Consider the following 22,324-nt stretch of genomic DNA (forward strand, 5'->3'; position numbering starts at 1 on the left):
ATTTGTAGTTTGTAGCTAAAAGCTGTAGGGTGGGCTTTGCCCACAAAAACCGCATGATATATTGGTTAGGGACTTGATAAAATGCCGGAAGCCTGTACTAGGGGTAATTTTGCTTTCAGGGGTTCAACCGCTAATATCAACCCTCTGAAACAACACACCAGCGTCAATCCGAAAAACATCCCAAAAACAACATGAAAGGACATCAAAATGCCATAAGCAACGGCTACAGATGCCCCGAAAATTATCTGCTCACGGGGGTTAATTGGTGTTGTTCCCGGATCCGTTACCATATAGAAGGTAAAGAGGACAAAAGCCACCCCTGTCATGGGTAATAGGGCGGGGATTAACGGTGTCTGAAAGATAGCACTTCTAAGGATTGCTTGTAAGATAAAAGCCCCTAACCATCCCGCAATTAAAGGCAATTTACGAGTAAAACGGGCATTTAAAAACGTTCCCGTACAAACAATTAAGACGGGTAAAATCCAATCTGCCCAACCGCTTAAATTCTCGGTAAACTGATAGGGGGGCGCGATGCCAATCCAGGGAAATAAGAGTAAGGTAACGCTAATACCAAAATTAGAAGGATTGAGAAAATGACGGGTTTTATCTGCCACTTGTAACCGAAAAATTGCTTTAGATCCGATAGCTACCGCTACTGCAAACATAATCGGAAATAAACGCTCATTAGCATAGAGTAACATAGCGATCGCTAATGAGGTAATATGGGCAGAAAGCAGAAAATCGACAAACTGACCGATACTTCCTAAATATCTAGGTTTAAAGCCATTTACCCTAGCATCAACGCTTTCTAATAATAATTCTACGCTGTAACCTGTTGCTAAAGCCACCAGAGGTTGCGCCCAAGATTGTTCAAATCCGAGGACAGTATGACCTAAAATATTGAGAAAGGTAATCGCTATGGCAAAGCGTCGTAATCCTGCTAAACGGTTGGGTTGATAGGAAACAGTAGAACGCTCTACTGAAGAGCTAAAATAGGGAAGATTAAATAATTGAGTGGTTGTCATGGTTATTGTTGAAGATGCGTTAAAGGAAATTATCTTTCCCAAAAGTGATTTACTGAGTGATGAACCCCCTATGGAAACAGAGTTACATCTGCGTCAATTGATGCTTTTGATCCAATCACTAGAGTTATTATGGAAAGACCGCCAAGATTTCTATGCTTTTGGTAATCTGACTATTTATTACAGCCCTAATCAACGTAAATCAGAATATTTTAGGGGTCCTGATTTTTTTGTGGTTTTGGGAGTAGCAAGAAAACCGCGTAAAAGTTGGGTAGTGTGGGAAGAAGAGGGGAAATATCCCCATGTCATCATCGAGATTTTGTCTGATTCAACGGCAGAAACTGATCGAGGTCTCAAGAAAGAAATTTATCAGGAAACTTTCCGGACTCCTAACTATTTTTGGTTTGATCCCAATAGTTTAGAATTTAAGGGTTTTCAGTTGATGGTAGGAAAATACGAAGAAATTGCAGCGAATGAACAGGGCTGGTTATGGAGTCAACAGTTAGAATTATTTTTAGGGATTCATGACAGCCAATTACGCTTTTTTACCCCTGAAGGTAAACTTGTTCCCACCCCTGAAGAAGTGGCAGAAAAGATGGCTCGGAAGTTACAAGATTTAGGGATAGATTGGCGAGATTTGACTTAAGTTTGACCTGAAATCTCGCTCAAGCCAGCTGAACTGCAACTTATGAAGTAATCTGCCCAAATGCTACAGTTAGGCGTTTTTACCGCAACAATAAACAAAAATCGAGCTATATTTGCCAATTCTCGACATGATTTGCTATACTCCAACAAGTAACTACATTCTTCCTCAGCCCCCAATTGGGGGCTTTTTCTTGGTAAAAAAGAAGCGATCGAAGGCTTATTTTTGCTCTTTTTTGCCTTTAAATCCGACTATTGAGCTTAAACCTACCGCAATTAAGCCTAATACAGTTGAAGGTTCAGGTACAGTGGTAATAATTGTTCCATGTCCATTAGGATATAGTGGACTACCCTTTTGATGAAGAACAAGGTCTGGCTCGTCGGGAAGGGACAGGTCGCTTGGGAAGAAATCATCATCAGCACAATCTCCTTTTAAAGTGTGACAATTCGCACTTTGAGAAGCAGCATCGCTCCGAACAAGTAGAGCATTAGGTGGGGGTGTATGACTCCAAGGCGCAGGAGCGAGTCCCTGACCTGGTTGTGTAAGTAGCAAATTATCGAAGAAATTACCGATAGCGGGACCTCCATTTATAGGAGTAAACTCAACTTGGTAATGAACGTCTAGGAAAGAGGTAAAAGTCCCCTGAGAAGTTCCACTATCGTCAAAAGGTTGACCTACTTGGCCCTGATGAGTAATTGTCATCTCTCCCAGGGTTGGGGTATTAGGATCGAGAGTAGCCAGTAAATTGTACTGAAACCCATTAATATTTACGGGAGCTACATTTATTAAGGAAAGAGCGACCATCTCAATAGGGATGGTGACAGTAGCTATATCTAAGATGCCATCATCATCAGTATCGAAAATGGCATCCTGTTGGCGTTCCACAATGGTATCAGTTGCTCCCGGTCCAACTGGTAGCCCTTTGAGAGCAATTGGAAGTTCCAGTCCTGGAGGAAGACCTAGACCTAATTGTGTATTTAGTTCATCAGTATTAAAAACAAAGGTAGAGAATCCTGCCGGGGATATAAAATAGTCAGATCCAGCCTGAATATTTGAAGCTTTCACCGCTTCTGGCATCCCTAATAAAGCAACCCCCAAACCTACAGCACCAATGAGACCCGTAGTGACGGGTTTTAACCGAGTATTAATCATTTGACTGAAACTCCTTCGAGTAACTACATTCTTTCCTGCAATTTTACAGTAATAATTTTTCTTGTCAAGTCATCAATCAGGATAATTTATTAAGTTTTATTACACTATTTACCTGGGTAAGCGCAGCTCAAACGCTGTCGATAATTGGCTAATTTTGTCAGCCGCTTGCTGTCTAGGCATTTCAAATGATAGCAGTCAATCAGAATAGTTACAAACTTGACCTATTTGGTCGATTGTTGCTTAACAATTGAGAGGGCAAATTCTACCCAAATATACCCAAATCGCCCTCTAGGTTGATTTTGTCAAAAATTGTTAAGATGCGCTTACCTTGACTATCTACACTTTCTATCCCTACTCTGACAGAAAAGGGATAACAAAACCCATCAGCTATCCTTAGTTGATCTAGCAAAAAGCCTTGAGAATATAATAGAGATAAAAAAGAGGAAAACTGATGATTACTATACGCAAAGCGGAGGAAAGAGGCCACGCTAACTATGGTTGGTTGGATACCTATCATACTTTTTCTTTTGCCCAATATTATGATCCCCAACAGATTAATTTTAGGAGTCTCAGAGTTATTAACGAGGATAAAGTCCTTGGAGGAAAAGGATTTCACACCCACGGACACCAGGATATGGAGATTTTAACCTATGTTTTGGCGGGAGAACTAGAACACCAAGACAGTCTCGGCACGGGTTCCCTGATTCGACACGGTGAAATTCAACGGATGAGCGCAGGAACAGGGATAAAGCACAGTGAATTTAATCATTCTGCCACTAATCCCCTCCATCTTCTGCAAATTTGGATTATTCCTGATCAAAAAAATCTAGAACCCAGTTATCAACAAAAAGCGATCGAATTTTCTCCCCATACCTTACAGTTAATCGCCTCTCCCACCGGTGCCGGCAACGCGGTTAAAGTCCATCAAGACGTTAATCTCTACGCGGGAATTTTGCCCCCAGGCCAGTCCCTCACCCATTCCTTAGCTCCCAGTCGTTATGGCTGGTTACAGGTGGCTAGAGGGCAAATAACCGTGAATGGCGTGCATTTACGAGCGGGGGATGGAGCGGCAATTAGCGACGAAACCTCTTTGGCTATTCAATCCCTAGAAGACTCGGAAATTTTGCTTTTTGACCTAGGGTAGTGGGGTTGAGTGTTAGGAACCCTAGGGGCTAAGTTTTGCCGCCAATTCCCCGGCCGACTTTCAGCCATCAATACTGTCCACCACGCTGAGAAAATCGTTGTGGATTAGCTCGGCGATAAAATTCTCCGGATCGGTGATAGGAACGGTAACGCCTTGGCTGGCCACCATCTTCTTGGCCATCCGAGTCATGAAGTCCTGTCTTGTTTCCGTCATTGTACCCTGACATTGTTGTAATTTTTCCACCAATTCCAGTGGGGAATCGGCCACCAGTTTATATCCCTCGCGGGTGACATAAATTGTCATCTTTCCTACCTCCTAAATGATCGGGAACGAGAATTCGGCACTACTAAACTACTTCTTTTCTCGCTATCATTATTGCCAGTTAGTTAGTCCCAGCCTCGTCCGTCTTTCCCTATTTCCATTATTTTTTCGGGCTTGTCGCCGGGTAATTATTATTATCGCCAAAATAAAAGCATAAATTTGTCAATCTTTGTAACGAAAAATCAAGAAAAACTGTTCTCACCGTATCGCCCTGAACCTTTGCGGAGAAATTTGTTACAATAAATACAAAGGGACTCCCTGCGCTGGCTTCCATACCTAGTAAAAAATTGGCCAGGTGGAGAGCGGAAGCCAATAGTTCCGATCGGGACGGCATTTGTCAGAGTTTCCCGCTTCCTTTAGTTTTAGGGGGAAAAGCCATGAAATCTGGAATATTATTATCGCCCGATCGACCGCTGCCAGAATTTCTCCGGTCAGCTATCCAAGACCGCTTTCCGGGGAAAGTGATCGACGATCTCAGCATCCGCTACTATGAAAGCGTCGAGGATGTGGGGTGGGAGTATTTTAACGATCGGGTATTGCCAGCCTGTAGTGATGAGCCTGTTGTCCGCTATCTTGGCCCATTTATATCCTACGTCCGTCTAGGAGAGGCCTTGGTTTTGGATCGGCAAGATGGTCTTGTGGTTTACGACACCGATCGAGATGTTCCCTGCACGGAAACTGGACCTTTCTGGTTGGTGACTCCTAAATCACGCTGAAAAAGCCCAACCTAGGTAAGATTTGACGGGTGGAGTCGGTAAGCGACAAAACCCGTCGCGTTTTTATAACGCTTGCGATCGCAACCAAGCCACGGGTAGATAGAGTATTTTCTTGGGTAAAGGCACGAAGGCACGACGGGCGAAGACATCATAATTATTTGCTTCAATTACGTCTAAAATGCCTTGATAAAGCAGTAAAGCCGCCCAAACCGGCCAACGGGAATCGGGATTAAGGGCGCGGATCCCCCTTTCGGCGGAATCGTAGTAATAACGGGCCCGCTCAATTTGGAAGCGCATTAACGCCTTCCAACGGTCATCATTAACCCCTTTGAGTAAATCGTCTTCGCTGTAGTGAAAACGCTCTAAATCCTCTAAAGGTAGATAAATCCGGCCACGATGGACATCTTCCCCCACATCCCGCAAAATATTGGTTAATTGATTGGCAATACCGAGATCGATCGCTTCTTCTTGGGGAATATAGACGCTTTGATGGCGTCGCCAAGGAGCAGAGCGATCGCCATCCTCCAATCCTAAGACTGCGCTGGACATTAACCCCACCGTTCCCGCCACCCGATAGCAGTACAGTTTTAGTTCATCAAAGGTTTGATAACGACTGCGATAGAGATCCATCTGTTGCCCGGCGATCATATCCCGAAAGGGTTGGATATCCATGGGGAACTTTTCTAGAGTATCCACGAGAGCAACATCGGCATCCTCAAGGGCAACCCCAGAAAAGACGGTTTCTAGCTGTTTTTCCCATAAATCAAGGGTTTCAGGGGTAGTTAACCGGGCTTGGGGTCCATCGACCAGTTCATCGGTACGACGACACCAGACATAAATTGCCCAGATCGCTTGACGTTTTGCTTTCGGCATCAGGAGAGTACCGAGATAAAACGTTTTGGAATACTTCTCTGTAATCCGGCGACAGAGTTCGTAGGACTCCGCAAGGGAGACGAGGGGTTTGGTGGGGTGGGTCGGTTTTGGCAATTGGAGCATTCTGCTGGGGCGGAATGATTGACTTAGATTAACGGCGAACTGTGGCTAATGATATAGCATTGTCTCACTCAAGGCCATTTTCGTCATTAGTCCCTAGCCAGAGAATTAACGAGCGCTGGACACTGGTGTGGATTGGGTTTTATTCGGGTTTAGCGGTGCTGCGGGGTGATCTTTGCTGATCACTGCTGCCGCTAATTTTCCTGATAAAACCGCTCCTTCCATGCTTCCTAAATATTTTTGCATGGTATAGTCACCGGCGAGATAAAAATTCTCGATCGGAGTTTTCTGGGAAGGTCGATAAGCTTGTCGGCCAGGGGTGGCTTTATAAACTGATCGAGGAGTTTTCACCAGATGATATTTTAACAATTGACTGGGATTATCGCCAGTAAAATGTTGGGGAAAGAGTTTTTCTAATTCTTTCATCGTCGCGGCGATAATTTCTTGATCGGATTTAGTAATCCAATCCTGAGCGGGAGCGAGAACTAATTCTAACATCGAGCGATCGGGGTTAGCGTATTCTTTACAGGTGTTGCTCATGTCAGCATAAACACTGAGTAAAGGCGAACGGGAGAATAATAAATGATCGATGTCGGTTAGTTTGCGATCAAACCAGAGGTGTAAATTGATGACGGGAACTCCTTCTAATCCTTCTAATTTTTGAAAGAATTTATCTTCTTGCCATCGCTTAGGCATCAAAACTTTTAAAGGATCTACAGGCATCGCCGAAACGTAAAGATCGGCGGCAAAAAGATAATCTTCCCCACCGTCTAAACCGCGCATTAAGAAGGCTTTAACTGTGCCATCTTCATTTAACAGAATTTCTTTTAAAGGGGCATTCAAGCGCACTTCGCCACCTCTAGCGGTGATGTAATCGACTAAAGGTTGGCAGAGTCTTTCCGGGGGTGAACCGTCGAGAAAAGCCATTTTTGAGCCGTTTTTCTCCTGTAAAAAGCGGTTGAGGGCTGTTAGTAGAATCGTGGCGGAAATCTCGTTAGGATCGATAAAGTTTAGGGCTTTCGACATAGCGATAAACACTTCTTTTTCTACCCTAGGGGGGATGTTTTGTTTCTCTAACCATTCCGACCAAGAATATTTATCCATCTCCTCAACGTAACTTTGGCCTTTAACAATGGCAGGGATTAAACCGAGTCCAAATTTAATTTTTTCCTCCCAAGTTAACATATCGTTATTGCGGAGAATGGCAACAATACCGTTAATTGGGGCGGGAATATCAGGGAAGTCAAACCGCGAATAGGTCCCCGGTTTTTCCGGCTGATTGAAGATCATCGAGTGTTCTTTCCACTGTAGGCGATCTTCTATGCCCAATTCTTTGAATAATTGCAGCATATTGGGATAAGCACCAAAGAAGATATGTAAACCGGTTTCGTACCAGTCCCCATCGGCATCTTTCCAAGCGGCAATTTTTCCCCCTAATACATCGCGACGTTCCAGTACGATGGGCGTATGTCCCGCATCGACCAGGTATTTCGCACAAGATAATCCGGCTAGTCCCGCACCAGCGATCGCAACTCGCATCGTTTCCTATCTACTCTCTAATGTCTTGTCTTTATCACATTCGCTATTATACTTCACATTTCGTTACATTTTTTTTCAGATTGTCGAGAAGGCAGGGGGCAGGAGGCAAAAGGTAGGAGACAGGAGATTATTTTTATTTATTCTCCCCATTTCCCCACACCCGTTCGGACCTCGGCCTGAGTTCAGCGTTCGACAAAAGCTCACGGGCGAAGCCCACACCCCACTTCATAATTCATAATTCATAATTCATAATTACCCCTCCCCACTTCCTTGATAACTGCTGACTGCTTACTGGTCACTGATAACTGATAACTGGTCACTGATAACTGATAACTGGTCACTGATAACTGATAACTGATATTGTGATATGTAATTAGCTTAATTCGCTTACCTTTTTAGTTCACGCGTACACCCTCTTCAATCGATCGCTATGACTTTTCCCACTACGTCACCTCAAGTCTCGGAAATAGAGAATAATCGTGCTTGGCATAATTTAACTGGGGAACAAACCCTAGAAATACTGAGAACCAATGGGGAAACCGGCTTAATCGAGGCGGAAATTGTTAAAAGAAAAGATATTTACGGGTTAAATGAACTAAAAGAAACGGGGGGACGTAGCCCGTTAATGATTTTATGGGAACAGTTTACTAACATTATGTTAGTGATGCTGATTGGCGTGGCGGTGGTTTCAGCAGTTTTGGACCTGAAAAAAGGGGAATTTCCCAAAGACGCAATCGCTATTTTTACAATTGTTATTTTAAACGGTATTTTAGGATATTTACAGGAAAGTCGGGCAGAAAAGGCATTAGCGGCCCTTAAGCAGTTATCCTCGCCGAAAGTCCGGGTTATTCGTAATGGTAGCACCTTTGAAGTGGCGGCCAAGGAACTTGTCCCCGGGGATATCATGTTACTGGAAGCGGGGGTACAAATTGCCGCCGATGGCAGATTATTAGAAGCACAAAACCTGCAAATCCGCGAAGCTGCCCTCACGGGGGAAGCGGAATCGGTGAATAAACAAGCACAGAAGGTTTTACCAGAAGATGCCTCTTTGGGCGATCGCATTAACCTCGTCTATCAGGGTACGGAAGTAGTACAGGGGCGCGGGAAAGTGGCGATTACCAAGACGGGAATGGATACGGAAATCGGTAAAATCGCCGCCATGTTGCAAGGAGTAGAAAGTGAACCAACTCCCCTACAACAGCGAATGTCGCAGTTAGGTAACGTTTTAGTGAGTGGTTCCCTAGCTTTAGTGGCTGTAGTCGTGCTTGGGGGCGTAATTCGCTTCGGTTGGCAGTTTTTTGAATCATTCCTCGAAACCTCCCTCAGTATGGCTGTGGCTGTTGTCCCCGAAGGTTTACCGGCAGTGGTAACGGTGACATTGGCAATTGGAACCCAAAGAATGGTGAGAAGACAAGCTTTAATCCGTAAATTGCCGGCAGTGGAAACCTTAGGCTCGGTAACGACGATTTGCTCCGATAAAACTGGAACTTTAACTCAAAATAAAATGGTGGTGCAGAAAGTCAATACCTCCGAGCAGACAATTACTGTCACGGGGGAAGGTTACGCGCCCATCGGTGAGTTTAATGGTGCTAGTGAAAGTGATCCCGAACTACAGGCAATTTTAACGGCTTGTGTGCTGTGTAATGATGCACTTTTGCAAAATAAAGAGCAAGAATGGTTAATTTTAGGCGATCCCACCGAGGGAGCTTTACTGACGTTAGCGGGTAAAGGAGGACTATATCGGGAAGCATTGGCACCAAAAAGCCCTCGTTTAGGCGAATTTCCCTTTTCTTCCGAACGAAAGAGAATGTCAGTAATCTGTGAGAATGCCCAGTTAGGTTTGGGGGATTCTGCCTATTTAATGTTTACCAAAGGATCACCGGAATTAATTCTCGAACGTTGTTCTCTGATCCAAGTTGGGGCGGAAAGTCAACCCTTAACATCTGAACAAAGAAGCCGTATTTTGGCACAAAATGACGAAATGGCGGGTAATGGCCTACGAGTCTTAGGTTTTTCCTATAAACCGATGACAGAAGTGCCAGAAGCGGAAAGAGAAGATAGTGAGGAACAATCCCTGGTTTGGTTGGGATTGGTGGGAATGCTCGATGCACCCCGCAAAGAAGTTAAAGAAGCGGTTGCTCTCTGTCGTCAAGCGGGAATTCGTCCGATTATGATTACTGGAGATCACCAATTAACGGCTAAGGCGATCGCCAGTGAATTGGGCATTGCTGCTGCCGGGGAGCGAGTAATCACGGGGAAAGAATTAGAAAAAATGTCTCAGAATGACCTAGAGGGAGAGGTAGATGGTGTGAGCGTCTATGCTCGCGTTTCTCCTGAACATAAGCTGAGAATCGTACAAGCCCTGCAAAAACAGGGTAAATTCGTCGCCATGACGGGGGACGGAGTCAATGATGCTCCGGCACTAAAACAAGCGGATATCGGCATCGCCATGGGCATTACCGGAACCGATGTCAGCAAAGAAGCCAGCGATATGATTTTGCTGGATGATAATTTTGCCACCATCGTCGCCGCCACCGAAGAGGGGCGCGTGGTTTACAGTAACATTCGGCGCTTTATCAAATACATTCTCGGCAGTAATATTGGCGAGGTTTTAACGATTGCTGCGGCTCCTTTAATCGGTATGGGCGGTGTACCCCTTTCTCCCTTGCAAATCCTCTGGATGAACCTTGTTACTGACGGTTTACCGGCTCTGGCTCTGGCAATGGAACCCGCTGAACCTAATGTGATGAAACGTCCACCTTTTAGCCCCCGGGAAAGCATTTTCGCTCGCGGTTTGGGTTGGTATATGATTCGCATCGGTGTGGTGTTTGCGATTCTGACCATTATTATGATGGCTTGGGCTTACCAATATACTCAGGCAACCCCCGAAATCGGAGATCCTGGACGCTGGAAAACCATGGTATTTACTACCCTCTGTTTAGCACAAATGGGTCATGCTTTAGCGGTGCGTTCCCATACCCAGTTAGCTGTGCAAATGAATCCCTTCTCTAATCCTTACATTATTGCCGCCGTGGGCTTGACAACGATCCTACAATTGTTGTTAATTTATGCTCCTCCTCTACAAAGCTTCTTCGGTACTCAATGGATTAGTGGCACGGAATTGTTAATCTGTTTTGGATTTAGTGCCTTAATGTTTGTTTGGATCGAGTTGGAGAAGTTATTTATTCGCTGGTTCATGACGAAAAAATAAATCAATGCCAACACCAATTATTCTGACTTTAACGGTTTTAGTCGTTGCTTTAGTCGCTTTCGTGGCGGAATGGCTACCGGTAGATTTAACCGCTTTATGCGTGGCGATTGTCCTGATTCTTTTGGGTTTAGTTACTCCCGAAGAAGGTATCGCCGGATTTAGTAATTCTGCCACGGTGACAGTGATGGCGATGTTTGTGCTTAGTGCCGGAATTACCCGCACGGGAGTGATTCAAGTAATTCGCGATCGCTTGCTGGTTTGGGGGGGCAAAAGTCCCCACCAACAGGTATTTGTCCTAGGGGCATTAGTGGGGCCGATTAGTGCTTTTATTAATAACACGGCAGTGGTGGCGATCTTTTTACCTATCGTTGAAGATTGGTGTAAAAAACAAAAAATTTCCCCTTCTAAGTTATTAATTCCCCTTTCCTACGCCACGGTTTTAGCGGGGATGATTACCGTGGTGGGAACTTCGACTAACATTCTCGCTAGTGGTATTTCTGCCAAGCTGGGTTATGGGGAATTTAGTTTATTTCAGTTCACTGCTTTAGGATTAGTAACTTTTTTAGCAGGTTTGATTTATCTAACAATTTTTGCCCCGAAATTATTACCAGATCGCAAATCTTCCACGGGGGAATTTTTAGACGATGATTACGGTTCTAAAGTATATCTGAGTGAGGTAATTATTAGCCCTCGTTCTAATCTTATCGGTCAAACTTTATCCGAAAGTGGACTACAAAGAAAGTTTGATTTTGATGTGTTGGAATTAATCAGAAATAAGGTACATTTACCCCAACCTTTAGCCGATAAAGTTCTCAATGCTGGCGATATTTTAATCGTTCACAGTAGTCGGGAAGAACTATTAAAAATCAAAGATGAACGGGGCTTAGAAATCTTTGCCGATGTCAAATTTCACCAAGGAGATATTGAATCGGTAATTACTACAGGTGAGGAAAAATTAGCGGAGGTTTTGATTCTCTCTAATTCCCGTTTAATTGGGACAACTTTAAAAGATTTAAAATTCCGTCAGCGTTATAACGCAACGGTTTTGGCGATTCGGCGTGGTTCGGAATTACTGCAAGGAAGATTAGGTAAAATTCCTTTAAAGTTTGGCGATTTGCTCTTAGTTCAGGGACCAAAACAGAGTTTTATTGGTTTACAGACCACGCGAGAATTATTAGTCTTAGAAGAAAAAGATATCGAATCCCTGCGAAAGGATAAGGGGATTATTGCAATAATAATTACTTTGTTAGTGATTATTATTGCCGCTTTTGATATTCAACCAATTCTCGTCACCAGTTTAGTTGGGGTGGTTTTAATGGTAATTACTGGCTGTCTAAAACCCGGGGAAGTCTATGGTTCCATTCGTTGGGATATTATCTTTTTATTAGCGGGTTTGATTCCCCTGGGTACTGCCATGGATAACTCGGGAACGACTAAATGGTTGGCAGATAATTTAGTGGCTATCGGCGGTCATCTTTCCGGGTTTTGGATCTTAGTTTTCTTCTATCTAATTACCTCAGTTTTAACTGAAATTCTCTCTAATAACGCCGCCGTGGTGTTAATGATTCCCGTCGCAGTGGAAGTGGCGAAAACTTTGGGTTTAAATCCTTTGGCTTTTATGTATGCTGTCACCTTTGCCGCTTCTAATAGTTATCTAACACCAATTGGCTATCAAACTAATACCATGGTTTATGCTCCCGGCGGCTATAAATTCCTCGATTTTACCCGTTTGGGTGCGCCCCTAAATTTAATTTTGACGATTTTAACCCCAGTTTTAATCGTGGTGTTTTATGGCTTGAAATAAAGAAAGAGATCGAAGATTCTTCGATCTCTAAAAAGAATTTGATAGTAGTCAAAACTATTTCGATTCGGCGAAGCGTTTACGCAGGGATTCGGCTCGCTTTTTCGCTACGGTATTATTAGGATCAAATTTGAGAGTTTCTTCGTAGGTTTCGAGAGCTTTCTTAGCCATTTGTTTCTTTTCGTAAACATTGCCAAGATTATTGAGGGCGATCGAGTATTGAGGATAAAGTTTAATGGCTTCTTTGTAGTTACGAATCGCTAATTCTAATTGTTCTTGGGCAAAATAGGAAAAACCGATCGCATTGTAGATTAGGGCTTGATTTTCTGGTTCGATGCTTTCTTCCTCGGAGATTTTTAAAGCCTTTTGTAGTAAACTCAAGGCTTGAACATAGAGTTTTTTATCGAGATACAGACTTCCTAATTCATAGTATTCTTTAGCTGTACCTTTTTCTTTTTGCAATTTCTTTTGTAGCTTGTTAAAGGTTCCTTCCACTCGACGGGTTTTAACGATTTGCACGATGACAAAAATTCCTAAACCAATCACGAAAATTAGCAATCCAGAAACGTAAATAAGCGGCAGGGTATCTTCCATAATTAGCGATCGATCAATTAATATTTTTATACTTATTCCATCAGATTATAGCAGGATTTAGTCAGTGATCAGTAATCAGTGATCAGATGTGAGTTTTCAGTTCACTGTTCACTGTTCACAGCAAAAAACTCCCTTCTCCCCACCCCCCCACTCCCCACTCCCCACTTCATAATTCATAATTCATAATTCCCACTCCCTGCTCCCCACTCCCCACTTCATAATTCATAATTCATAATTCCCACTCCCATCACCCTATCTCCCCATTTCCCGAATTCTCCGGGGTAAGCCCCAATAGTTCACCCGTTCTAATAACCAGCCGGTGGATTCTAGTCGCTCGATCGCTTGGTTGACGCGTTCTCGGAGACTTTGGTACTGTAAACCTTTAGGGAGAACCACTCCTAGAGCGATCGCCCCCAACTGGATCGGTAATTGACGATAATTGGGGAATTGCTGCACCCAACCAGTTAAAAGGCTATTATCAGCCGCAAAAGCGTCTATTTCCCCCGTTTCCAGTAAATTTAAAGCTTCTTGATAGGAAGCAACCCCGCGCAGGATAGCGTTAGGTAAATTGGAACGCACAAGGGCGATTGTTGTCGAGCCGTTGAGTACCGCAATTCTAGAGTTAGCTAGGTCTTCTAAACGCTGAAATTGCGGGTTTTTCGTCACAAAACCGCTGCTATCGAGGTAATAAAAGGGGCTAAAATCCACGAGACGCTGACGTGCGGCAGTAATCGCCACACGAGCGATCGCCAAATCCACCCGATCATCAATAACCACCTGTAAACGTTCTTGATTACTAACGGGCTTAAGAATAATAGCACTGTCAGAACCGAGAATTTCTTTAGCTAGACGTTTAGCGATGTCGATTTCCAATCCTTGCAGATTACCCTGAGCATCAAGGAAAGCGAGGGGAGGGAGATTATTTTTGACAGCAACAATTAATTTTCCCCGACGTATAATCGTATCGAGATCGGCGCTCAAACTTGGGGCTACACCCAAGAGCAAAAAACCAAGAATAAATAACAAATTTTTCATACTGTTTTAGCGACAATAACCCGATTTCTACCTTGATTTTTAGCGGCGAACATGGCACGATCTGCCCGCTCGATCACCGCTGCTAGATTATTATCTTCAGGGCTAAATGTGGCCACACCAATACTAGCAGTAACTCGTACTTTTTGTCGATCAATTTCAATATTTAGCTGGTTAATTACTTGACAAATGCGCCGGGCTGTGGTAGCAGCATCTTCAAGATTAGTTTCTGGGAGAATAGCGACAAATTCCTCGCCCCCAATGCGTCCAAAACTATCCACTTGACGCAGACAGTTTTTAATTGCCCCAGCGACAGTAATTAAAGTTTTGTCCCCTAGGAGATGACCAAAGGTATCGTTAATATGTTTAAAATGGTCGATATCGATGAGTAAAAGCGAAAAATAACGATGATAACGACCACATCTTTGCCATTCTTTCTCGCCCAAGGCGAGGATCTCTCGACGATTATTTACCCCAGTTAGGCTATCAGTTCTAACTAGCTTTTCTAGTTGAGAATTGATATTTTTCAGATCTTCTTGCGTTTTTCTCAGTTCTAAATGAATTTTAACTCTGGCTAACAGTTCCCAACTATGAAAGGGTTTATTTACATAGTCCACAGCCCCAAAATCAAAAGCATTGAGAATATCTTTTTTTTCGTTACTAGCTGTCATAAAGATAATCGGTATATGAGCGTACAAAGTGTCACTTTTTAGCCTTTGACAAACTTCTATACCCCCCATCTCTGGCATCATTAAGTCAAGAAGAATTAGGTCAGGATTAGCAGTTTTTACTCGTTCTATTGCCTGTTTAACAGTACTAGCACAAATGGTGGCATAACCAGCAGAATCAAGAATATCCAGCGCTAATTGCCGATTTTTACTGACATCATCAACAACTACAACTAGATAGTCTTCAGCAGCAAATTTAATCATCATCGATAAGTAGTAAGTAGGGAGGCACAATTATTTTTAGGATGGGTTAGCGGTAGGGTAAACTATGCAGGCGTTGGGTTTCATGCTTCAACCCAACCCACGTTCATCTTATATTTAATTCCACCCACCCACTTAATTCCTAATTCATAATTCCCTGAAGACAAAAAGGGTACGAAACTCGCACCCCACCGGATTCATCTTCATTTAACTTACTTTTTCTTTTTGCCTTTAGCGGGCGGATTATCCTTCGCTGCCGGTTCCGGGGCTTTTTCCTCCACTTGCGGGGCTGCTGCTACGGGTTCCGGGGCTTTTTGTCCCATTTGGGCGGCTACTTCGGCGGCGAAATCCGTTTCTTCTTTTTCGATCCCTTCACCCAGTACAAAGCGTTGGAAACGACGCACCTGAATATTTTCTCCCAAAGTTGCGATCGCTTGTTTAAGCAATTCGTCAATACTGATGTTCTGATCGCGGATAAAGGGTTGATCGAGCAAGGAAAGTTCTTTCAAACGTTTTTCAATGCGGCCAGCTACGATTTTTTCTTTGATATTATCGGGTTTATTGGCTAAATCGTCCCGTCCCATCTCAATTTCTTTTTCTTTGGCGGAGATTTCGGCGGGAATATCGGCTACTTTCACATATTCGACGTTAGGACAAGCGGCAATCTGCATGGCCACGTCATTAACCAATTTTTTGAACTCCTCGCGACGGGCAACAAAATCGGTTTCACAGTTCACTTCTACTAAAACACCGATGCGGCTGCCGGTGTGGATGTAACTGCCGATCATCCCTTCTGCCGCTACCCGACTGGCTTTTTTCTCGGCGGAAGTAATCCCTTTTTGACGCAACCATTCGATCGCTTTGGTTATATCCCCCGCGTTTTCCGTCAGCGCCCTCTTGCAATCCATCATGCCGGCGCCGGTCTTTTCCCTAAGTTCTTTAACCTGTTGTGCTGTAATTTCTGCCATAAAATTCCTAACCTACTGCTTATAATTGATCATGCCACGAGAGGGGCAGGTTTGACCGCTCGCTAAGTCCGGAAAGTTTCCCCCCGAACCTAGCGGCGATCAATAGCTAATTTTCCCTAGTTATCCTCGTCTCCACTGGCAAATTCGGCGGCGTATTGGGAATAATCACCTTCTTCCTCGTACTCGGTTTCATCCTCGTAGTCTTCCTCGTATTCTTCCACCGCCGCTTGACCACCGCGACGACCTTCGATGATCGCATCGCCAATTTTGCCTAAAATTAGTTTGACTGAGCGAATCGCGTCATCGTTAGCGGGAATCGGCACATCTACCAAGTCGGGATCACAGTTAGTATCCAAGAGGGAGATGATGGGAATGCCCAATTTTTGGCATTCTTGGATAGCGTTGTATTCCCGACGCTGATCGACTACGACGACTAAGTCCGGCAGCCGGCGCATGGTTTTAATACCACCGAGGTATTTTTCTAGTTTGCCCAATTCCCGACGCAGTACCGATGCTTCTTTTTTCGGTCGTCTATCGAGGGCGCCGCTACTTTCTAATTCTTCTAATTCTTTGAGTCTTTCTACCCGGCCGCGAATGGTTTCCCAGTTGGTTAACATTCCCCCTAACCAGCGTTGGTTAACGAAGTGGCTACCGCTGCGTAAAGCTTCCTGTTTGATGATTCCTGCCGCTTGCCGTTTCGTACCGATGAATAAAAAGCGTTTACCGCGATCGGCTTCTCCTCGGACAAATTCGTAAGCTTCTTCGATTAATTGGGCAGTTTGCACCAAATCAATGATATGAACCCCATTTCGGGCAGTGTAGATGTACTGAGACATTTTCGGGTTCCAACGGCGCGTTTGATGGCCGAAGTGAACCCCAGACTCTAGCAATTCTGCGAGAGAGACAACGGGCATATTTTTCTCCTTTTCGGGTTTATCCTCCATCTAGGGCTGGATTTCTAGATTCCTAGAAACACCCGATCGCCTAGATGTGCGATTTTTGACAACTTTTCTAGTCTAACACGAAAGGGCGCGATTGCCTACCCGTAAATATTCGGTACTGAGGGCTTGCTACTGCAATTCCTCAAGTTTTTTCAAAACCGCTTCTGCGTGGGCTTTTACCTTGACATTTGACCAAATATAGGCAATATTTCCCCGGGGGTCGATCAGGAAAGTGGAGCGTCGAATCCCCATATATTCCTTACCCATAAATTTTTTTAATCCCCAGACTTGGTAAATTTCCGCCAGTTGATGTTCGGTATCGCTCAATAATTGAATGGTTAAATTGTGTTTTTCAATAAAACGACAGTGGGACTTGGCTGAATCGGGACTAACTCCTAGAATTACCGCGTTTAATTGCTGAAATTGCGGCGACAAAGCGGTAAAATTGATCGCTTCTGCGGTGCAGCCCGGGGTGTTATCTTTGGGATAAAAATATAAGACCAACCACTGACCGGCAAAATCTGCTAAATTGCTAATTTCGCCCCTTTGGTTGGGGGTGGCAAATTCGGGGGCTTTTTGTCCAATTTCTAGGGTCATTTTTAGGAGTGCAAAGGCAACAGTAAGAAAGGAGCGAGGGAGAGGGAAAGCAATAGCCAGACTTGATAGTTAAATCTGGGAAGTTCGGGTTTTTCTGAATCGACTAAAGCTTCAATTCTCTCTAATAAACGATTATTTAAGGAATTATCATTGAGAGCGACACAGCAACTATCGGAAAAACTTATTTCCGCTACTTGATTAACTTTTTCTGCCACTAAAAGCAGGGACTCAGCTAATAGTAAATAATCCACTTGTCTGGAGGCGTACTTATCGGCGCGTAATTCCCGCAAGAAGACCAATTCTGACCATAAATTCTCACTATTGGGCAGCCAAGAAGACATGGAGCGCAGCCAACCTAACCAGAAAAACCAGAAAGTGTCATGATATTCTTGGTGAGCTTGTTCGTGGGCTAAAACTGCTTGTAAATGTTCTTGATCCAAGAGATTTAATAATCCTTGCGTTACAATTAATTCCGAATTCCAAAAGCCAACTCTGGCACTGTAGGGAAAATTCACTGCTAAAACTCTCGCCTTCTGATCGGTGATTTTTTTGAGGGGATAACTGCTAAAATCCCGATGGGTTTGCCAAGTTTGATAGGAGAGTTTTATCAAACAAAATAGAGCAAAAACTAGCCAAATTATAGCACTAAAGTAACTTATTAAACTGGAGTTATAGCCCAACATTTGCCCCCGATAGCCCATACAAACCACCGATATAACTGTCATTAACAGCAGCAAAGGCGGAAAGAGGAAGAAAAATAGCGTTGTCTGCCAACGACGCTGATAGCTGGGCAGAAACCAACGTAAACCAATGGCGATAGTTAATGCTAGTAATAACATTAAACTGTGCATTAGCGTTCTCCCCGTTGTTGACGAAGGGTATCTAAACGAGCGGCGATTGCTTTTAATTGTTCCACACTAGCAGTATCGAGACTATCGGCAAAAGAAGCCACCACATCCGCATTACCAATAGCCAAAAAACGATGTAATTGTTCGTAGGCTTTAATTGCCTGTGCTTGTTCCTTAGAAACCATCGGTTTCCAGTAGAAAATCCGACCCTGTTTATAACAACTTAACCAGCCTTTATTAGTTAAACGACGCAGTACCGTAGTCACAGAAGTATAGGCCAGCTCCCGTTCTGGATCGGCTAAAATGCGATCGTGGACATCCTTAACGCTGACGGTTTCCAATTCCCAGACAATATTGAGGATTTCCGCTTCTAGGGGGCCTAGGGATAACTGTTTTGGTTGATAGGTGGGCAATTGAGCCATAGTTACACAGAAATGAAGATTACTTTCCTGATCATAGCGGCGGATATCGATCGCCTGATAAAATAGCAACGATCTTTTATATTATCTTTATGTCCATCGAAACTAATTTAACCACGACTACGGGTGCTGATGCCATCGATGTGGCGATCGCTAATGGCATTGATTTTGATGGTTCCCCAATTCCCCAGGCAAAATTGGAACTTTATCACCGGGTCATGGGTTTGGAAGCAGGACGACAAAGAAGCGGAGTATCTAACACGATGAGATCGCGAATTGTCCGCATCGGGGCCAAACATATCCCCCAAGAGGAATTAAATCAGCTGTTGTTAGCCGCCGATTTTGCCCCTCTCAAGGAGAAAGAAATCGCTTTTTACTATCTCAAGTAGTCAAATTTTTGCTCGCCATTTTTCGCCTAGACTGCTTGCGGTTAACCGGATTGTTGGAAAAATTAGGCAAGGAGTCTAGGTTGATCTAATGGTCAAGAGGATCGATAACCACTGATTCCGAGCCGGTAATGATACACTAGGCATGATTTAACTACAAACCTCGATCGCAAAAGGAAATAAACATCGATGAAAGCCATGATTTTGGCGGCAGGCAAAGGAACTCGCGTCCGTCCGATTACCCATACGATCCCCAAACCGCTGATCCCGATTTTACAAAAGCCGGTGATGGAGTTTTTGTTGGAACTGTTGCGACAGCATGGCTTCGATCAGATCATGGTCAATGTCAGTCATTTAGCCGAAGAAATTGAGAGTTATTTCCGTGATGGTCAGCGTTTTGGGGTGCATATCGGCTATTCTTTCGAGGGTAGAATCGAAGAGGGCAAGTTAATCGGTGATGCCCTCGGATCGGCGGGCGGTTTACGACGAATTCAAGATTTTAATCCCTTTTTTGACGATACCTTTGTGGTTCTCTGTGGTGATGCGCTGATCGATCTCGATTTAACCGCAGCCGTTAAATGGCATCGAGAAAAAGGAGCGCTCGCCACTATTGTCACCAAAACCGTCCCCAGAGAGGAAGTATCCAGTTATGGGGTGGTAGTTAGCGACGAGGAGGGAAAGATTCTCAGTTTCCAAGAAAAACCGGCCATCGATGAAGCTTTGAGTACCTGCATTAACACGGGTATCTATATTTTTGAGCCAGAAATCATTGATTTTATTCCCCCTAATAGTAAATACGACATCGGGGGCGAGTTATTCCCCCAATTAGTCGCTAAAGGTGCGCCTTTCTACGCTTTAAACATGGATTTTGAATGGGTGGATATCGGTAAAGTCCCCGACTACTGGCAGGCAATTCGCGGGGTGTTATCCAGGAAAATTAAAAATGTTGCTATCCCCGGCATCGAAGTTAAACCTGGCATCTACACGGGCTTAAATGTGGGGGTAAACTGGGATCGAGTCGATATCACCGGACCTGTGTACATTGGGGCAATGACGCGCATTGAGGACGGAGCGAAAATTGTCGGTCCGAGTATGATTGGCCCGAATTGTTGGATTTGTGGCGGCGCGACGGTGGATAATAGCGTTATTTTTGAATATTCTCGCCTCGGTTCAGGGGCGCGTTTGGTGGATAAGTTGGTCTTTGGGCGCTACTGTGTTGATAAAACCGGCGCGGCGATCGATGTGGAAGCGGCAGCCTTGGATTGGTTGATTACCGATACCCGCAAGGTTCCCCCAGAATTTGATCACCCTAAACATCAGGCGATTCGTTCTTTATTCCATGGCAACTAGGCAACACCCCAACAGGGAAAACCACTTCCTGTGCGTTGTGGGGAATGATCAATTATGAATGATGAATGATGAATTGGGGAGACGGGGAGAATAAATAAAAGCACATCTCCTATCTCCTGACTCCTGAATACTAACTCGCCAAAAGGAAAACTTCCTACCTCACCACTTATCATGTTTGATTCTCCTGTTGATCTTCTCATTCTCTCTAATGGTCCGGGAGAAATATCTACATGGGTGCGTCCAGTTGTCAAGAGATTGCGACAAAACTTAACAGAAGATCGATCGCGGTTGCGGATTTCGGTGATTCTTTCCCCTTGTACCCATTCTATGGGGGCGGAAACGGAAGTGGTTAGGAAATATCCAGAGGTCGATCGAGTCCAGTCGCCAGAAAACTTCTTTAATTTTCTTTTCTGGGGAAAAACCGCCGATAATTGGGATTGGCATCCCAAGGGCATCGTTTTATTTTTAGGGGGCGATCAATTTTTTGCCCTCACCATCGGTAAACGTTTGGGTTATCGCAGCGTTATCTATGGGGAATGGGAAGCGCGTTGGTATCGGGGGATCGATCGCTTTGCCGTAATGAATACAAGTGTATTAAATAATATTCCCCAACAATATCAGCATAAATTTACTGTTATCGGCGATTTAATGGTGGATTTGCCCACTGCTATCACCCCCGATGACGATCCCTTAATTGCACTTCTCCCGGGTTCCAAACCCTCGAAATTAGCTCAGGGTGTACCCCTAACCCTAGCCATTGCCGAAAAGATACACGCGCAGGCTCCCCGGACTAAATTCTTAATTCCCGTCGCTCCTACCCTAAATTTAGCTTATTTGGCGAAATTTGCCGATCCTAGCTATAATCCGATGATTACTAAAACCGGTTGGAGTGCTGCCCAATTAAAAAACGGAGAAAAACCCTATTTAGAAACAGCTAAGGGGGTAAAAGTTGACCTAATTACCGATTTTCCCGCCCATAACCAGCTTTCTCGCTGTCATTTAGCTTTAACGACGGTGGGTGCTAATACTGCCGAATTAGGGGCGCTGGCAATCCCGATGATTATTTTACTACCGACTCAGCAACTAGATGCGATGAGAACTTGGGACGGTTTACCCGGTTTATTAGCCCAACTGCCGGGGGTGGGTTCTTTATTTGCTAAGATAATTAATCTCTATATGTTGCGAAAAAAACGTTTATATGCTTGGCCAAATATTTGGGCTGGTGCCGAAATTGTTCCAGAATTATTGGGGGAATTACAACCAGAAGAAGTGGCAAATATGGCTAGATCTTGGTTAGAAAATCCCGAACAATTAGAGGCTATCCGGCAAAAATTGCGGGCAGTGCGTGGGCAAGCAGGAGCAGTGGATAAGTTAGTATCTATTATTGCCGAACAACTGTCTAGTTTTTAAGCAATCAGATAATTAGGGTTTGCTGAATAAATCTAAAAACCTTGTTGGGTAAGACTTTTAGACTTTTTGTCAATCAAAAAGTACCAGGTATGGGAGTGATCAGGGGGAAAATTCCGGGACTTTTTCCCTAAAAATTAGGTAAGTAGGTGGGTGTAATTAAATATAAAATGAACGTAGCGACTGTCTTGATTGTCAAGGGGTAACTCAAAAAACAATCAAGGAGTTGCTGTCGAACCTAAAATCTCAAGCCAGAAAAAAGCGCAGCAAAAACTAAGTCGCTCAGGTTAAACCAAAGCAAGCGCAACCCT

General features: G+C 44.1%; 21 protein-coding genes. 8 read left to right on the forward strand and 13 right to left on the reverse strand.

Translation table 11 applies throughout. From position 1 onward, the window contains the following. Window positions 1–65 precede the first annotated feature (65 nt). The gene (locus ACE1AQ_RS18890) at window positions 66–1,025 is read right to left on the reverse strand and encodes an enediyne biosynthesis protein UnbU (RefSeq protein ID WP_110544702.1); all 960 of its coding nucleotides are present in this window, start codon (window positions 1,023–1,025) and stop codon (window positions 66–68) included. Between ACE1AQ_RS18890 and ACE1AQ_RS18895 the strand changes: the two genes are divergently transcribed. Then, complete coding sequence (locus ACE1AQ_RS18895) at window positions 1,024–1,668, forward strand: Uma2 family endonuclease (RefSeq protein ID WP_110544700.1); 645 nt, start codon at window positions 1,024–1,026, stop codon at window positions 1,666–1,668. The genes ACE1AQ_RS18890 and ACE1AQ_RS18895 overlap by 2 nt on opposite strands. A 216-nt stretch (window positions 1,669–1,884) precedes the next feature. Here ACE1AQ_RS18895 and ACE1AQ_RS18900 read toward each other — a convergent pair whose 3' ends face one another. Further along, entirely contained in the window at window positions 1,885–2,817 is a 933-nt protein-coding gene (locus ACE1AQ_RS18900) for a PEP-CTERM sorting domain-containing protein (protein WP_110544698.1), read from the reverse strand. Between the two features lie 451 nt (window positions 2,818–3,268). Between ACE1AQ_RS18900 and ACE1AQ_RS18905 the strand changes: the two genes are divergently transcribed. Next, a complete protein-coding gene (locus ACE1AQ_RS18905; RefSeq protein WP_008206003.1) occupies window positions 3,269–3,961 on the forward strand; it encodes a pirin family protein in 693 nt (230 codons plus the stop codon). Window positions 3,962–4,021: 60 nt separating this feature from the next. Here the strand turns inward: ACE1AQ_RS18905 and ACE1AQ_RS18910 are convergent, their stop codons facing one another. Next, window positions 4,022–4,264 carry a hypothetical protein gene (locus ACE1AQ_RS18910; RefSeq protein ID WP_110544695.1) on the reverse strand — a complete coding sequence of 81 codons (243 nt, stop codon included), beginning with the start codon at window positions 4,262–4,264 and terminating at the stop codon, window positions 4,022–4,024. A 257-nt stretch (window positions 4,265–4,521) separates the two neighbouring features. Here ACE1AQ_RS18910 and ACE1AQ_RS18915 point away from each other — a divergent pair, with 257 nt between their 5' ends. Beyond that, window positions 4,522–4,998 (forward strand): hypothetical protein, encoded by a 477-nt coding sequence (locus ACE1AQ_RS18915; RefSeq protein WP_039900523.1) that lies wholly within the window; start codon window positions 4,522–4,524, stop codon window positions 4,996–4,998. Window positions 4,999–5,061: 63 nt separating this feature from the next. Here the strand turns inward: ACE1AQ_RS18915 and crtB are convergent, their stop codons facing one another. Together crtB and pds are read right to left on the reverse strand one after the other, a co-directional pair. After that, on the reverse strand, window positions 5,062–5,994 hold the full coding sequence (gene crtB, locus ACE1AQ_RS18920) for a 15-cis-phytoene synthase CrtB (protein ID WP_106909045.1): 933 nt from the start codon (window positions 5,992–5,994) through the stop codon (window positions 5,062–5,064). A 105-nt stretch (window positions 5,995–6,099) separates the two neighbouring features. After that, a complete protein-coding gene (gene pds, locus ACE1AQ_RS18925; protein ID WP_008206009.1) occupies window positions 6,100–7,530 on the reverse strand; it encodes a 15-cis-phytoene desaturase in 1,431 nt (476 codons plus the stop codon). Window positions 7,531–7,960: 430 nt separating this feature from the next. Between pds and ACE1AQ_RS18930 the strand changes: the two genes are divergently transcribed. Next, window positions 7,961–10,741 (forward strand): cation-translocating P-type ATPase, encoded by a 2,781-nt coding sequence (locus ACE1AQ_RS18930; RefSeq protein WP_110544693.1) that lies wholly within the window; start codon window positions 7,961–7,963, stop codon window positions 10,739–10,741. Between the two features lie 4 nt (window positions 10,742–10,745). Then, the gene (locus ACE1AQ_RS18935) at window positions 10,746–12,545 is read left to right on the forward strand and encodes an SLC13 family permease (protein ID WP_008206011.1); all 1,800 of its coding nucleotides are present in this window, start codon (window positions 10,746–10,748) and stop codon (window positions 12,543–12,545) included. A gap of 54 nt (window positions 12,546–12,599) precedes the next feature. On the opposite strand, the gene ACE1AQ_RS18940 is transcribed toward ACE1AQ_RS18935, so the two are convergent. The 8 genes from ACE1AQ_RS18940 to ACE1AQ_RS18975 all read right to left on the reverse strand — a co-directional run bounded on the left by ACE1AQ_RS18940 (window position 12,600) and on the right by ACE1AQ_RS18975 (window position 18,942). After that, window positions 12,600–13,136, reverse strand: a complete 537-nt coding sequence (locus ACE1AQ_RS18940; RefSeq protein ID WP_008206012.1) for a tetratricopeptide repeat protein — start codon at window positions 13,134–13,136, stop codon at window positions 12,600–12,602. A 252-nt stretch (window positions 13,137–13,388) separates the two neighbouring features. Beyond that, on the reverse strand, window positions 13,389–14,171 hold the full coding sequence (locus tag ACE1AQ_RS18945; RefSeq protein ID WP_008206013.1) for a transporter substrate-binding domain-containing protein: 783 nt from the start codon (window positions 14,169–14,171) through the stop codon (window positions 13,389–13,391). Next, window positions 14,168–15,100, reverse strand: a complete 933-nt coding sequence (locus tag ACE1AQ_RS18950) for a diguanylate cyclase (protein WP_039900524.1) — start codon at window positions 15,098–15,100, stop codon at window positions 14,168–14,170. Before ACE1AQ_RS18950 ends, ACE1AQ_RS18945 begins: the two co-directional genes overlap by 4 nt. A 209-nt stretch (window positions 15,101–15,309) precedes the next feature. Next, a complete protein-coding gene (gene tsf / locus ACE1AQ_RS18955) occupies window positions 15,310–16,065 on the reverse strand; it encodes a translation elongation factor Ts (RefSeq protein WP_106909040.1) in 756 nt (251 codons plus the stop codon). A gap of 116 nt (window positions 16,066–16,181) precedes the next feature. After that, on the reverse strand, window positions 16,182–16,979 hold the full coding sequence (gene rpsB, locus ACE1AQ_RS18960; protein WP_039900525.1) for a 30S ribosomal protein S2: 798 nt from the start codon (window positions 16,977–16,979) through the stop codon (window positions 16,182–16,184). Window positions 16,980–17,135: 156 nt separating this feature from the next. After that, the gene (bcp, locus tag ACE1AQ_RS18965) at window positions 17,136–17,603 is read right to left on the reverse strand and encodes a thioredoxin-dependent thiol peroxidase (protein WP_008206017.1); all 468 of its coding nucleotides are present in this window, start codon (window positions 17,601–17,603) and stop codon (window positions 17,136–17,138) included. 2 nt (window positions 17,604–17,605) lie between these two features. Continuing rightward, on the reverse strand, window positions 17,606–18,454 hold the full coding sequence (locus tag ACE1AQ_RS18970) for a M56 family metallopeptidase (RefSeq protein WP_110544691.1): 849 nt from the start codon (window positions 18,452–18,454) through the stop codon (window positions 17,606–17,608). Further along, on the reverse strand, window positions 18,454–18,942 hold the full coding sequence (locus tag ACE1AQ_RS18975; protein WP_110544688.1) for a BlaI/MecI/CopY family transcriptional regulator: 489 nt from the start codon (window positions 18,940–18,942) through the stop codon (window positions 18,454–18,456). Before ACE1AQ_RS18975 ends, ACE1AQ_RS18970 begins: the two co-directional genes overlap by 1 nt. Before the next feature lie 20 nt (window positions 18,943–18,962). On the opposite strand from ACE1AQ_RS18975, the gene ACE1AQ_RS18980 reads away from it, so the two are divergent. The 3 genes from ACE1AQ_RS18980 (at window position 18,963) to ACE1AQ_RS18990 (ending at window position 22,016) form a co-directional block, all read left to right on the forward strand. Then, window positions 18,963–19,259, forward strand: coding sequence for a DUF4090 family protein (locus ACE1AQ_RS18980; RefSeq protein WP_008206020.1), 297 nt, complete (start codon window positions 18,963–18,965; stop codon window positions 19,257–19,259). 186 nt (window positions 19,260–19,445) lie between these two features. Beyond that, the gene (locus ACE1AQ_RS18985; RefSeq protein ID WP_008206021.1) at window positions 19,446–20,606 is read left to right on the forward strand and encodes a sugar phosphate nucleotidyltransferase; all 1,161 of its coding nucleotides are present in this window, start codon (window positions 19,446–19,448) and stop codon (window positions 20,604–20,606) included. A gap of 171 nt (window positions 20,607–20,777) precedes the next feature. Further along, entirely contained in the window at window positions 20,778–22,016 is a 1,239-nt protein-coding gene (locus ACE1AQ_RS18990; RefSeq protein WP_008206022.1) for a hypothetical protein, read from the forward strand. The last annotated feature ends 308 nt before the right edge of the window (window positions 22,017–22,324 follow it).

This window comes from Microcystis sp. BLCC-F209 (genome assembly GCF_041928595.1).
In the GTDB taxonomy this organism is placed as follows: Bacteria; Cyanobacteriota; Cyanobacteriia; order Cyanobacteriales; family Microcystaceae; genus Microcystis.

Excerpts from the sequence above, each read along its gene's own strand:
- ACE1AQ_RS18930 (WP_110544693.1), top strand. The coding sequence starts at position 7,961 with ATGACTTTTCCCACTACGTCACCTCAAGTCTCGGAAATAGAGAATAAT.
- rpsB (WP_039900525.1), bottom strand. The coding sequence starts at position 16,979 with ATGCCCGTTGTCTCTCTCGCAGAATTGCTAGAGTCTGGGGTTCACTTC.
- ACE1AQ_RS18940 (WP_008206012.1), bottom strand. The coding sequence starts at position 13,136 with ATGGAAGATACCCTGCCGCTTATTTACGTTTCTGGATTGCTAATTTTC.
- ACE1AQ_RS18890 (WP_110544702.1), bottom strand. The coding sequence starts at position 1,025 with ATGACAACCACTCAATTATTTAATCTTCCCTATTTTAGCTCTTCAGTA.
- pds (WP_008206009.1), bottom strand. The coding sequence starts at position 7,530 with ATGCGAGTTGCGATCGCTGGTGCGGGACTAGCCGGATTATCTTGTGCG.
- ACE1AQ_RS18905 (WP_008206003.1), top strand. The coding sequence starts at position 3,269 with ATGATTACTATACGCAAAGCGGAGGAAAGAGGCCACGCTAACTATGGT.
- ACE1AQ_RS18980 (WP_008206020.1), top strand. The coding sequence starts at position 18,963 with ATGTCCATCGAAACTAATTTAACCACGACTACGGGTGCTGATGCCATC.
- crtB (WP_106909045.1), bottom strand. The coding sequence starts at position 5,994 with ATGCTCCAATTGCCAAAACCGACCCACCCCACCAAACCCCTCGTCTCC.
- ACE1AQ_RS18900 (WP_110544698.1), bottom strand. The coding sequence starts at position 2,817 with ATGATTAATACTCGGTTAAAACCCGTCACTACGGGTCTCATTGGTGCT.
- ACE1AQ_RS18950 (WP_039900524.1), bottom strand. The coding sequence starts at position 15,100 with ATGATTAAATTTGCTGCTGAAGACTATCTAGTTGTAGTTGTTGATGAT.
- ACE1AQ_RS18895 (WP_110544700.1), top strand. The coding sequence starts at position 1,024 with ATGGTTATTGTTGAAGATGCGTTAAAGGAAATTATCTTTCCCAAAAGT.
- ACE1AQ_RS18910 (WP_110544695.1), bottom strand. The coding sequence starts at position 4,264 with ATGACAATTTATGTCACCCGCGAGGGATATAAACTGGTGGCCGATTCC.
- ACE1AQ_RS18935 (WP_008206011.1), top strand. The coding sequence starts at position 10,746 with ATGCCAACACCAATTATTCTGACTTTAACGGTTTTAGTCGTTGCTTTA.
- tsf (WP_106909040.1), bottom strand. The coding sequence starts at position 16,065 with ATGGCAGAAATTACAGCACAACAGGTTAAAGAACTTAGGGAAAAGACC.
- bcp (WP_008206017.1), bottom strand. The coding sequence starts at position 17,603 with ATGACCCTAGAAATTGGACAAAAAGCCCCCGAATTTGCCACCCCCAAC.
- ACE1AQ_RS18985 (WP_008206021.1), top strand. The coding sequence starts at position 19,446 with ATGAAAGCCATGATTTTGGCGGCAGGCAAAGGAACTCGCGTCCGTCCG.
- ACE1AQ_RS18990 (WP_008206022.1), top strand. The coding sequence starts at position 20,778 with ATGTTTGATTCTCCTGTTGATCTTCTCATTCTCTCTAATGGTCCGGGA.
- ACE1AQ_RS18970 (WP_110544691.1), bottom strand. The coding sequence starts at position 18,454 with ATGCACAGTTTAATGTTATTACTAGCATTAACTATCGCCATTGGTTTA.
- ACE1AQ_RS18945 (WP_008206013.1), bottom strand. The coding sequence starts at position 14,171 with ATGAAAAATTTGTTATTTATTCTTGGTTTTTTGCTCTTGGGTGTAGCC.